The following is an 11,909-nucleotide window of genomic DNA, read 5'->3' on the forward strand; positions in this document are numbered from 1 at the left end:
GGGCAGGTTCCAGAGACTAGGCCGCCAGTCTTGCGCGGGCCTTGCGCGGAGCCGGGCACCGCGCAGCGTGAAGGGACTGCTACTTGGAGAGTTCGATCACCTGGTCGGTGCTGGTGACCAGAACCCATTTGCCGCCGCGTTGCTCGATCGACGAAACGATGCTGGAATCCGGCAGTTTTGAGCCGCGCTGGACGATCCACAGGCCAGCGTCGTCCTCGATCATGGCGCGGCCGTTGGCGACATGGACCATGCGGAATTTCCCGACGTCGGCCGGGAAGGGTTGTTCGTCGACACCGGGAGGATTCACAGTGGTGTCCTGCAGCGTGCCGGTGGCCAACAGATCGACATCAGGAGGAACATCCTTGGCCGTCAGCGGCGCGCCGGCATTTTCCATTTGCGAGCCGCCGGCGGTGCGTCCGGCATTGGTGCCGCTGCCGCCGAACTTGATGGCCTGGACGCCGAACTGGTCCTGATTGAAGAAGATATACCAGGGGAACAGTGCGCAAATCAGGCCGAGCGTGATGCCAAGCGCGGCGAAGACGAAATCGCTGCGCCGATCATCCTTCTTTTTCAGCCTGGGAAACTGCGTCTTTGGCGGCTGCGGCCATTCGGTGGCTGGAAAGAGCCCGTCGAGAAGGGAGTCACGACTGGCGGCGATCGCGTCGACAAGCTCGGCATGAGGAGCCCTCGGCGATGAAGGCCTGGGCGGGCTGGGAGGGGAGGGCCTGGCTGCACTGGGCAACGGAGGCTTGGCGACGTCGAGCAAGGCAGGTTCGACCATTCCGCGAGAGGCCAGCTTGGCCTCTCCTGTCAAGGCAGGCTTGGCCACGCTGCGCGAGGCGGGCTTGGCTAGCCTGGCTACGCTGCGCGATGCGAGTTTGGTCACACTGCGCAAAGCAGCCTTGGGCGCGCTGAGCAAGGCAAGCTTGACTACGCCGGGCATGGATGGCCCGGCCCGGCCCGGCAAGGCAAGGTTGGCTATGCCCGGCAGGGCAGGCTCGGGCAGGCTGGGCAAGGCGGACCCGGGCAAAGCAGGCTCGGGCAATGCAGGCTTGACCACTCTCGGTAAGAATGGCTTGGCTGCCCTGGCCAGAACCGCCTCGGTCTTGGCCGCCTTGGCGCGATCAGCCTTTGCCTTGGCAAATTTCGCTTCGTTCGCCCGCGCTTCTTCCGCAGCCGCGGCCTCGGCAATCATCTCGCGCAAAAGGCGCTCGGTGTACTGAAGCTCAGTCTCCTGCATCGACACTTTGCTTGCCTTTCAGATGACGGGCGAGGTCGGAGAATGGATCGGTCGAGGCGCGATCCCTGGGCGATTGCGTCAACGCTTCGTAGATCAGCGGCACCTGGCGCACCGCGATGTCGAGTTCGGCGTCGGCGCCGCCCTGATAGGCGCCAAGCAGGCGGATGTCGCGCGTGTCCTCGAAGCGGGAGATCATCGACTTCAGCCTGGTCACCAGCATACGCTGCTCGGCACTCCATGCCTTGTCGGCAAGGCGGGAGATCGACGATAGCGGATTGACCGGCGGATAGCGGCCTTGCTCGGCGATGGCTCGGTCGAGCACGACATGGCCATCGAGGATGCCGCGCACCGAATCGGCAACCGGGTCGTTGTGGTCGTCGCCGTCGACCAGCACCGAAATGATGGCTGTGATCGAACCCTGGCCCTTGACCCCTGGGCCTTCGACGCCCGGTCCGGCGCGTTCCAGCAGTTTGGGCAGGTCGGTGAAGACGGAGGCGGGATAGCCGCGCGCAACCGGCGGCTCGCCGGTTCCCGTCGCCACTTCGCGCAGCGCATGGGCAAAACGGGTGATCGAATCCAGCACCAGAAGCACGCGGTGGCCCTGGTCGCGAAAATGCTCGGCGACGCGCATGGCGGTGTCAGGCGCGCGCCGCCGCATCATGGCGCTTTCGTCGCTGGTGGCAACGACAGCGACGGTCTTGGCCATGCTTTCGGCGCCGATCGTATCCTCGAGGAACTCGCGCACCTCGCGGCCACGCTCGCCGATCAGCGCCACGACAACGGTGTCGAAGGCATCGGCGCCGGCCAGCATGGCGAGCAACGTCGACTTGCCGACGCCCGAGCCGGCAAAGACGCCGAGGCGCTGGCCAAAGCAAAGCGGGGTGAAGATGTCGATGACCCTGACGCCGGTCATGAACGAGGTGCCGACCCGCTGCCGCGACATGGCGCCTGGTGTCGTGCCATCGCCGCTTGCAGCGCTGTCATGCCGGATCAGGGCCGGACCGCCGTCGATGACGCGGGTGAGCGCGTCGATGGCACGCCCCCGCCATGACGCATGCGGCGTCACTGTCAGCGGACCGCGGCGAAACACGGCGTCGCCGATGCCGGCATCGGCACTGCGTTCGAAGGGTGCGATGACGACCTCGTCGCGGCCGATCTTGACGATCTCGCCGCGGCGCGTGCCGGCATGGCCGCGCTGCTCGACGAGATCGCCCAGCCTGGCGACTTCGGAAAGGCCACGTACCTTGTAGTGCGTGGAAGAAACCTCGGCGACGCGGCCGCCGCGCCGCAGCAATGTCTCGGTGTCGTCGAAACGGCGCCAGATTCGCTCAAGCGCGGCAAGCCGGTCTTCCGGCACCGCTTCGGGAAGCTTTTCGAGCGCGCGTATCGATGGGCCGGTCGACATGCCGCTACTTGGAGCCGAGCGTCTTGATGGCGTCGTCAGTGGATGCATCGGTCTGGCGCATCAGCGCCGCCGTGTTCTCGAAGGCGCGCTGAACCATGATCAGGCGCGTCATTTCCAGCACCGGATTGACGTTGGATTCCTCGAGGAAGCCTTGCGCAACGCCGATATCGGAGCGGTCGGTGACCGGCTCGGGCGCGTGGGCGGGAACGATGCCCGAATTGCCGTAGCGGACGAAATTCTGCCCCGGGTCGAAATCATAGAGGCCGATGGCGCCGACAAGCTTGTCGCCTTGCCGCAGCGAGCCGTCGGCGCCCGCCTTTGGCGGACCATCGCGCGGATCGAGCTGGATCGGCGCGCCGCCGGAATCAAGCACCGGGTGGCCCTCGATCGACATCAGTTCGCCGTTCTCGTTCATCGAAAAACGCCCGTCGCGGGTCATCACGGTGCCGGCGGGCGTGTCGATGGCGAACCATGCGTCGCCCTGGATGGCGAAGTCGAACGGGTTGCCGGTCTCGGTCATCGCGCCATGCGCGCTGGAAAGATAGGTGTTGCCTGTCGATGCGAAGGACACCGACTTCGGCCCGGTGCCGGAGACGACATCCTCGAACTTCACGCCGGTGGCGCGAAAGCCGATGGTCGAGGCGTTGGCGACATTGTCGGCGATGGTGTCGAGGCGGCGCTCGAGCGCGATCTGCGATGAAAGGGCGACGTAGAGGCTGTCCTGCATGGTGCTCTCAGAATTTCATTTTCTGCATGGCCATCATCAGATCGGTCGAGATGCCGGCAGAGGTCGGTTGGGCAAACAGCACGCCGACCGATGTCGATGCCGTCGAGGTTGGATGACTGATTTCCCACAGGCTGGTGAAGCGGGTCAGGAATTTCTCGAGCTTGGCCGGGTCGGTGAAATCGGTGAGGTCGAGCTTCTGCTCGAAGGCCTGCGCCTGCTTGTCGATGTCGGCGGAGGCGAAGGAATCGGGCAGGCCGAGCGCGGTGCGCACCACGCTGGACAGTGCCGTGTCGGCCAGAACGTCGTACCAGCTGGTGATGGTCGACGCCTTGCGCTCGAAATAGAGCGCCAGCCGCACGCCCTCATTGGTCTTGCCGGCATCTTCTTCTAGCGTCTGGCGCATGTATTTGTCGACGACCGGCTGTTGTGACGGGCTGCGGGTCGTTGCCGCTTCGCCGTAGGCCTCGAAATTCAGCGAGGTGGCGAGCCTGGCGTAAGCCTTGTTGCTGAGCTTGTTGGCGACGCTGTCAGGATCGCTAACGCCGCCCTCCAGAACGTCGCGGACGAGATCCGTGTTGGTGGTTGCCGGATCGAGCCCGCTGGCGGACAGCGCATAATTGTACAGACGGCTGTCGGCCATCAGATCGTCGATGGACTTCACCTTGGTGATGTTGGCGAGGTAGTAGCTGGTCTCGGCCTGGACAGCGTCCGCATTCGGCTTGATGAGGCCTAGACTGGACTCGGTCGTATAAAGCTTCGGCGTGATCTTCAGCACTGCGTCGCGCGTGGTCGTCTGGTCGCCATATTGGGCGAAATCGAAGGCGGCGACGAAGTTGGCGTAGCTCTTGTCGGACAACAGGTTTGCAGGGCTGAACGGATCGGTGACGCCGCCGTTGACCATGGTGCGGATTTGCTTGGCCGTTTCGGTCGACGCATCCAGACCATATGAAGCCATGGCGAAGGTAAGCAGGCGCTTGTCCTTCAGGAGATCGTCGATCGACTTCACCTTGGAGATGTTTGCCGCGTAATAGTCAGCCTCGCCCTTGATGTATTGCGCGGTTGGCTTGACCAGCACCAATCCGGTTCCGCCTATGACAGCTTTTGGAACCGCCAGCTGGACGGCGTCGCGCGCCGTTGCCTGGTCGCCATATTGGGCGAAGTCGAAGGCAGCGACGAAGGCAGCATAGCCCTTGTTGGTCGACGTGTTTGCGGGGCTGTTCGGATCGGTGACGCCACCTTCCAGCATCGCACGCACGGTCGCAGCCGGTTCGCTGTCGGCGTCGAGCCCGAATGCGGCCATCGCATAGGTGAGCAGGCGGTCATTGCCCATCAGGTCGTCGATCGATTTTACGTTGGAGATATTGCTCAGATAGTAGGAGGTCTCGCCCTTGTAGTAGCTGAAGCCGCTCTGCGAGACGCCGGCCGAGACCTGAACACTATAATTGTTGGTCACACCTTGCTGCGCCGGATTGTAGTTCGTGGCATTCTCCCCAAGGGCCGCGAAGTTGAACGCCTTCACGAACTCGGCGTAGCGCTTGTCGGACAATTTGTTGGCGAAGCTGTCGGAGTCGGACACGCCTTCCTTCAGGGCCTTGACCATGAAGGCCTTGGCGTAAGCCATGTCGCCGAGGCCGAAGGCCTTCATGGCATAGGTGAACAGGCGGGTGTTCTTGACGAAATCGTCGATCGTTTTCACGCTGCCGATGTTGGCCAGATAGTAGTCGGTGTCGCGCTTGGTGATCGGCTGCGCTTCGACGCCGTCGATCGCCTTGGGGATGTCCCTGGCGATGAGCTGGTAGCTGGTAAAAGTGCTCAACACGACGTGCCTCCGGTCGCAGCTTTAGAAGCAGAGTATGCCGACTTGCTTGCGCGAGGCTGAATCGGTTCGTCATGCGCGATTCAAGCCTCACACAAGGCACGAGGACTATCCGTTGATCTCGTTGAAATGCGGAAGGACCGTTCGTGGGCATTCTGATCGGACTTGTGGTGACGCTCGGTTGCGTTCTCGGCGGCTTCATGGCCATGGGCGGCCATCTTCACGTGCTGATGCAGCCATGGGAAGCGGTGGTCATCTGCGGTGCGGCACTTGGCACCTTCCTCGTCGCCAATCCGATGAAGACCGTCAAGGATACCGGCAAAGGCATTCTGGAAGCCTTCAAGCAGGCGGTGCCGAAGGAGCGGGACTACCTCGAAACGCTCGGCGTGCTGCACAGCCTGATGCGCGAATTGCGCTCCAAGTCGCGCAGCGAGGTCGAGGCGCATATCGACAATCCGGAGGAATCAGCGATCTTCCAGGCTTTCCCGACCGTGCTCAAAAACCACGATCTGACGCATTTCATCTGCGACTACTGCCGCATCATCATCATCGGCAACGCGCGCTCGCATGAGATCGAGGCGCTGATGGACGAGGAAATCCAGACCATCAAATCCGACAAGATGAAGGCCTATCATGCGCTGGTGGCGGTGGGCGACGGCCTGCCGGCGCTTGGCATCGTCGCCGCCGTGCTCGGCGTGGTCAAGGCGATGGGCGCGCTCGACCAGTCGCCGGAAATCCTCGGCGGCCTGATTGGCGCCGCCCTTGTCGGCACCTTCCTCGGCATCTTCCTGTCCTATGCGGTGGTCGGGCCGGTCGCCACCAAGATCAAGACTGTGCGCGAGAAGAAGAACCGGCTCTACATCATCGTCAAGCAGACGCTGCTGGCCTACATGAACGGCGCGCTGCCGCAGGTGGCGATCGAGTTCGGCCGCAAGACCATCTCTTCCTATGAACGGCCGACGATCGACGCCGTTGAGCAGAGCACGATGAACACCGCGTCCGCCGAGAAGAAAGCGGCCTGAGCCATGCGCGACAACAGACACATGGGTGACAAAAGACGGGGCCGCGCGCCGTCATGACCAGCCCGGGCAGCCCGTCGCAAACCCGTTCCCTGATCATCGAGCGTCTGGTCGGCGACAGCGGCGAGGCCGCCCACGTCATCGGAACCGGCCGGTCGATGGGCGAACGCGCGCTGCCGTTGCTGCAAAAAAGCCTGGCCAACGAGCTTGGCGCTCCGGTCACCGTCGACCTGCGGGCGGTCGAAGTCAGCCGCGTCCCCGATGCGCGCGCGCATGCCGGCGAGACGTTTGCCCTGACCATCATTGCCTCGCCGACATCCTCCGATGCGATGACGCTGGTCATCGATTCACCGGCGATCGCGGTCATGGTCTGCGCGCTGTTCGGAGGCGATCCGGATCTGGCCGTATCACCCATCGAGCGCGATCTGTCGCAGATCGAGACGGATGTGGCGACGATGGTGTTCCAGGAGGTTGCGCAGGCGCTCAACGGATCGGGCCGCCGGTCGCTGGAATTGCGGCTGCCGGTGCCGCGGGCGATGTCCGGCATGGAGGCCAAGCGCCGCGTGCTGCGCGACGGTGCCGCGGTTCGCATCGTCTTCGGTATCTCGACGCCGACCGATACCGGAACGGTCACGGTGATGATCCCGCAGCGCATTCTGCTGGCGACCCGCGGCATTGCGGCCAACGGCAATGAGGCCGACAGCGTGAATTCCGACTGGCGCGCCCGCTTTTCGGAAGAGGTCATGCGCTCGACGGTGACGCTCGAAGCGTCCATGCCGCTGGCCCGGCTGACACTTGGCGACATCGCCGATTTCGAGGCCGGCCAGGTCATCGAATTCGAGGAGACCGCGCAGTCGCAAGCGCGGCTGAGCGCGCGCGACAAGACGTTGTTCGTGTGCGAATTCGGCAAGCTGGGACAAAACTACACCGTCCGCATCCGGCACCCATACGACGCCGGACAGGACTTCATCGATGGGCTTATGCCAGGCTGACGCCGGGCGAGCTTGAGCTTTTTGGAGACGACGCATGGCCAAGACCAAGGTGGAAGCCGAACCCGATCAACCGGACGAACAGCTCGACCGGGCCATCGAAGAGTTGCGCGGCGTTCTCCAGGAAGAGGAAAAGCGGCCCGACGCCGCCTTCCGGGCAGCTTCCGGCACCAATTCGAATGTCATCATGACGATACCTGTCGATGTGCAGATCATCCTTGGCAGCACAGAGATGCCGGTGTCGGAATTGATGGCGCTGCAGAAGGGCTCGACGGTGGCGCTGAACCGCCGCATTGGCGAACCGGTCGACGTGGTGGTCAATGGCCGCAAGATAGCGCGCGGCGAAATCACCGTGCTGGAAAGCGATCCATCGCGCTTCGGCATCAGGCTGACCGAAATCATCGCAGCGGCAAAGGGCGCTTAGATATGAGCGACGCGTGGGGTCACCGGCGGTGGGAGCGGACGGCATGACGACGCTGATGACGCTGACGCGCCCGCAAAAGGCCGCCGCGATCCTGGTGGCGATGGGCAAGCCCTCGGCCAGTCGGCTGCTGAAATTCTTCAAGCAGGAGGAATTGAAGGCGCTGATCGAGGGTGCGCGTCTGCTGCGCACGATTCCGCAAAGCGATCTCGAACGCATCGTCGCCGAATTCGAAGCCGAATTCACCGAAGGGGCGGGGCTGCTCGATTCCGCCGACAGGATGGACACCATCCTCAATGAATCGCTGTCGCCGGAAGAAATGAGCGCCATCATGGGCGACAAACGGTTCGAGGTCGCGCCGGAAGGTCCGCCGCCGATCTGGCCCGAGCTGGAAAAGCTCGAACCGGAGCGCCTCGGCACGTTCCTTGCCGGCGAACATGCACAGACCGCGGCCATGGTGCTGGCGAAGCTTTCGCCGCAAGCGGCGGCGAATGTGCTGTTGACCATGACCAAGCCGATGCGCAGCGAGATCATCAAGCGCATGGTGACATTGGCCAGCGTTCCAGACGCGGCCACCAAGATCGTCGAGAACCAGCTGCGCAACAGCATACTGGCGCAAACCTCGACCAAGGACACATCGGCCGGACAGGCGCGCGTCGCCAGCCTGCTCAACGAGATGGACAAGCCGCAGCTCGAGGAGGTCATGCAGGATCTGGAAGAAGCCGGCACGCCCGATCTTGGTGGCGTCAGGTCGCGGCTGTTTTCCTTCGACGACCTGCCGCTGCTCACCCAGAAGGCGCGCGTGCTGCTGTTCGACGGGCTGTCGACCGAACTGGTCACGCTGGCCTTGCGCGGCGCGCCGCCCGGATTGACCGAAGCGGTGCTGTCGGCCATCGGCGCACGGTCGCGGCGCATGATCGAAGCCGAGCTCGGACAGGGCTCGGAGGGGATCGCGCTTGCCGACATCATGGCGGCCCGCAAGACAGTCTCGGTGACGACGATCCGGCTTTCGCGCGAGGGGGCCTTCGAACTTCCCTCGTCGCAGCAGAGCGAAGCAGCCTGACATTCTATCTCTTTTTTCGCAATTCCGGGCGGAAAACCGCTCACACTTTTCCTGGAATTGCTCAAAGCGGCTGACACCAAATGGCTGACGCGGTCGACAAAGACTCGAAAACCGAAGACGCGACTGAAAAGAAGATCCGCGACACCGTCGAACAGGGCAAGCTGCCCCATTCCCGGGAAACCGCGATCCTTGCCTCCTTCGTCGCCATCCTGGTGTTCACCGTCTTCTACGCCAAGGATGCCATCGTCGATCTCGGCACGTTCCTGTCGATGTTCCTGGAGAAGCCGGAGGCGTGGCCGATGGAGACCGAGACCGACGTCATTGCGCTCTACAAGACCGTCATCATGGAGGTCGGTCGAGCCGTGGTCAGCCTGCTGGTGCTGCTGGTCGTGGCCGGTGTCGGCGCCTCCGTGTTCCAGAACATGCCGCAATTCGTCGGCGAGCGGATCAGGCCGCAATTGTCGCGCATTTCGATAGCCAAGGGCTGGAACAGGATGTTCGGCGTTCAGGGCTGGGTCGAGTTCCTGAAATCGCTGGGCAAGCTTGGCTTTGCCATCGCCGTGCTTGTCTTCACGCTGTCGGAAGACCACCGCAAGCTGTTGACCGGCATGATCACCAACCCGGTCGCTTTCAGTCTCGTCATCAGGGGGATCGCCGTCGATATCCTGGTGGCGATCGTCTTCGTCATGGCGTTGATTGCTGCCGTCGACCTCGTCTGGTCCCGCTTCCACTGGCGGCAGGATCTGCGCATGAGCAAGCAGGAGGTCAAGGACGAGATGAAGCAGGCCGAAGGCGATCCGATCATCAAGTCGCGGCTGCGGTCGCTGGCGCGCGATCGGGCACGGCGGCGGATGATGACGGCGGTACCGCGCGCGACGCTGATCATCGCCAATCCGACGCACTTTTCGATCGCCCTGAAATATGTCCGCGACGAGGATGCGGCCCCCGTGGTGGTGGCTAAGGGCCAGGATCTGGTGGCGCTCAAGATCCGCGAGATCGCCAGGGAGCACAACATCCCGATCTTCGAGGACGTGGCGCTCGCCCGCTCCATGTACAAGCAAGTTTCGGTTGATAGCGTGATCCCGTCGCAATTCTACCAGGCCGTCGCCGAACTGGTGCGGATCGTCTACTCGAAAAAGGCTGAGCGCAGACAGATTTCATGAACCGCCAACCGCACGCAAAATCCCGCGAGATCATCGTCGCCAACGCCATCGAGCAGGTGGTGGACGAGTTGCGGCTGATCGATGTCGCCGACTACATCGCCTTCATCCGGCTGGAGCATTTCGCCTGCCTGTCGGATCTGGTGGATTCGGCTGTGGAGCTGTTCTTCTTGCCGGGGACGTTGCGGCTCGGCCATGGCGGCGAGGCCCATGTCGACTGGAGCGGCAGTCCGCGCATCGTGCTCGATCTGGAACTCAGGCCACCCGGCGTCACCGTCTATTTCCAGCTGACCCTGAGCGAGCACAAGGCATCGGTGGTGGTCAACTACGTGTCGTTCGAGAAGCCTGGCGAGGACCCCGAGCACAACACGGCCCTGCTTGAGGCGGTGATCGAGCAGGCGCGGATCCGCAAGACCGAACCGCTCGCCTTTGGCTGATTGCCCTATTCTATCAACCCGAGCCGCAGCGCCTTGGCGACCGCCTGGTTGCGGTTGACCGCGTTGAGCTTCTGGGTCGACTGGGTCAGATACTGGTTGGCGGTGTGGACCGACAGTTTCAGCAGCCGTGCGATCTCCTCGCTGGTGTTGCCGTTGGCGGTCAGCTTCAGGCATTCGAGTTCGCGCTTGGAGATCGAGCGCATCCTGCCGGCATCGCTCGGACGGATACGGGCGACCGCTGCAAACAGCGAGAAACAGCGGGCGTGGATCTCGTAAAGCGCGTCTTCCGGCAAGGCCATTTGCGAGCCCAGGAAAACCACCAACCCGCAATGGCCGCGATCGGCATGAACGGGAAAGGCGATGCCGTTGGTGCCCGGCGCCAGCGGCGCCATGCGCTCCGACCAGGCGAGGTTCTGGAATGTGTCTTCCGAACCGGCCATGCCGTCATCCGCCCACCAGCGCGGCGCCGTCGAGGTGCGGGTGTGGCGCACGATCTCCTCGCCATTGGCGCCGGAGATGAATTTCGTCGCAACGGCGGTGCCGGGATAGTCGGAATCGAAGCTGGCCACGAGACGGGCGCGTTCCGGTGACGGACTGACGAAGAACAGGCCGAAGGCCGAGGCATTGACGTCGACGGCGATCCAGCGGCAGCGGCGCACGGCATCCGGAATGGTGACGGCGTGATGCGTTTCGGAACCGAGCGAGAAGGCTCCGAACGGATTGCGCTGCTCGCTGAAAAGGGCCTCCGCTGCCTCCTTGATGTGCGCGTGTTTCAAATGATGCCGCTCCTGATCGCCGTGGCGATGGCCATCGCGCGGTTCGAGGCCGCGAATTTCTGTATGGCGTGGGTGATGTAGCTGTTGACGGTGTTCGAGGAGACGCCAAGGATGACCGCGACCTCGTCGGTGGTCTTGCCTTCGGACACCCAGAACAGGCATTCGCGCTCGCGGTCGGACAGCGGATCCTGCATGGCGGCGGCGGCGATCAATTGCGGGATGCTGGAGAGTGCATAGCAGCACTTCAGCTGCGCCTTCATCAGCGCCGGCTGGTCGATCTTGCCGGCGGCCGCCGCAGAAAACAGCGCGAACAGGCGCTGGCGACCGACATTCAGCCGCAGCGAATAGATTTCGGCATGGCCGAGCACGTCGAGAAGGCGGGCCTCCTCGCCGGTAAGCAGTCCGCCGTCGTCCGGCGCCTGGGCGGCCACCAATGGTTTCGGGCGGATGCCGGGCGCGGCCGTCAATGCCCCTTGGGCAAGGCCGGCGATCAGCCGCTTGCCGATCAGTTCGATGGCGTCGAAGATCCAGTTGGAAGAAACGATGCGGGCGTCGTTACGGTCCTGGTCGTGGACGATGGCGACGAGCATGTAGCTGTCGGCGCCGATTTCGGCGGCAAGCTGCATGAAAAAGGAGGTGAGATCGCCGCGAGACGCGAGGCGTGAGCCTACTGTGTCGGATTGCAGAAGCGCGGCGGGACTGCTCATTTGCTGCTTTGGTTGTATGTCATGGCCGGAATCTATTCTTGAGCCCGGAGGCTGGAGTGACCAGCAGCCGAACTTGGATACGCATTACGTTTACGAAGCACACGCATGGCGCGGGGTCGCGCGGATCAAACCGAATCCTTTCAGGGAAC

12 protein-coding genes are annotated in these 11,909 nt (G+C 63.3%); 6 read left to right on the plus strand and 6 right to left on the minus strand.

Annotated elements, in window-relative coordinates; translation table 11 throughout:
• Positions 1-79: 79 nt before the first annotated feature.
• Genes AC1DXN_RS04090 through AC1DXN_RS04105 form a run of 4 tightly spaced genes read right to left on the minus strand, consistent with a single transcriptional unit; the run spans position 80 to position 5,191 of the window.
• Positions 80-1,240 (minus strand): hypothetical protein, encoded by a 1,161-nt coding sequence (locus AC1DXN_RS04090; RefSeq protein ID WP_477273045.1) that lies wholly within the window; start codon positions 1,238-1,240, stop codon positions 80-82.
• Entirely contained in the window at positions 1,227-2,645 is a 1,419-nt protein-coding gene (fliI, locus tag AC1DXN_RS04095) for a flagellar protein export ATPase FliI (RefSeq protein WP_477273043.1), read from the minus strand. Before fliI ends, AC1DXN_RS04090 begins: the two co-directional genes overlap by 14 nt.
• Positions 2,646-2,649: 4 nt before the next feature.
• Positions 2,650-3,372, minus strand: coding sequence for a flagellar basal-body rod protein FlgF (flgF, locus tag AC1DXN_RS04100; protein WP_477273041.1), 723 nt, complete (start codon positions 3,370-3,372; stop codon positions 2,650-2,652).
• A 7-nt stretch (positions 3,373-3,379) separates the two neighbouring features.
• Entirely contained in the window at positions 3,380-5,191 is a 1,812-nt protein-coding gene (locus AC1DXN_RS04105; protein WP_477273039.1) for a DUF1217 domain-containing protein, read from the minus strand.
• A 143-nt stretch (positions 5,192-5,334) separates the two neighbouring features.
• On the opposite strand from AC1DXN_RS04105, the gene motA reads away from it, so the two are divergent.
• The 6 genes from motA (at position 5,335) to AC1DXN_RS04135 (ending at position 10,277) form a co-directional block, all read left to right on the plus strand.
• Entirely contained in the window at positions 5,335-6,210 is an 876-nt protein-coding gene (motA, locus tag AC1DXN_RS04110; RefSeq protein WP_112559342.1) for a flagellar motor stator protein MotA, read from the plus strand.
• A 53-nt stretch (positions 6,211-6,263) separates the two neighbouring features.
• Entirely contained in the window at positions 6,264-7,199 is a 936-nt protein-coding gene (locus AC1DXN_RS04115; RefSeq protein WP_477273037.1) for a FliM/FliN family flagellar motor switch protein, read from the plus strand.
• A 34-nt stretch (positions 7,200-7,233) separates the two neighbouring features.
• A complete protein-coding gene (gene fliN, locus AC1DXN_RS04120) occupies positions 7,234-7,620 on the plus strand; it encodes a flagellar motor switch protein FliN (protein ID WP_477273035.1) in 387 nt (128 codons plus the stop codon).
• A 43-nt stretch (positions 7,621-7,663) separates the two neighbouring features.
• Complete coding sequence (locus AC1DXN_RS04125) at positions 7,664-8,680, plus strand: flagellar motor switch protein FliG (protein ID WP_477273033.1); 1,017 nt, start codon at positions 7,664-7,666, stop codon at positions 8,678-8,680.
• An 80-nt stretch (positions 8,681-8,760) separates the two neighbouring features.
• The gene (gene flhB / locus AC1DXN_RS04130) at positions 8,761-9,843 is read left to right on the plus strand and encodes a flagellar biosynthesis protein FlhB (protein ID WP_477273031.1); all 1,083 of its coding nucleotides are present in this window, start codon (positions 8,761-8,763) and stop codon (positions 9,841-9,843) included.
• The gene (locus AC1DXN_RS04135) at positions 9,840-10,277 is read left to right on the plus strand and encodes a hypothetical protein (RefSeq protein WP_477245795.1); all 438 of its coding nucleotides are present in this window, start codon (positions 9,840-9,842) and stop codon (positions 10,275-10,277) included. Before flhB ends, AC1DXN_RS04135 begins: the two co-directional genes overlap by 4 nt.
• Before the next feature lie 5 nt (positions 10,278-10,282).
• Here AC1DXN_RS04135 and AC1DXN_RS04140 read toward each other — a convergent pair whose 3' ends face one another.
• Both AC1DXN_RS04140 and AC1DXN_RS04145 read right to left on the minus strand, forming a co-directional pair.
• The gene (locus AC1DXN_RS04140) at positions 10,283-11,053 is read right to left on the minus strand and encodes a helix-turn-helix transcriptional regulator (RefSeq protein WP_477245793.1); all 771 of its coding nucleotides are present in this window, start codon (positions 11,051-11,053) and stop codon (positions 10,283-10,285) included.
• Entirely contained in the window at positions 11,050-11,760 is a 711-nt protein-coding gene (locus AC1DXN_RS04145; protein WP_477245791.1) for a helix-turn-helix transcriptional regulator, read from the minus strand. The genes AC1DXN_RS04140 and AC1DXN_RS04145 overlap by 4 nt, the downstream gene beginning before the upstream one ends.
• Between the last annotated feature and the right edge of the window lie 149 nt (positions 11,761-11,909).

Source organism: Mesorhizobium sp. P2_H9, assembly GCF_056403215.1.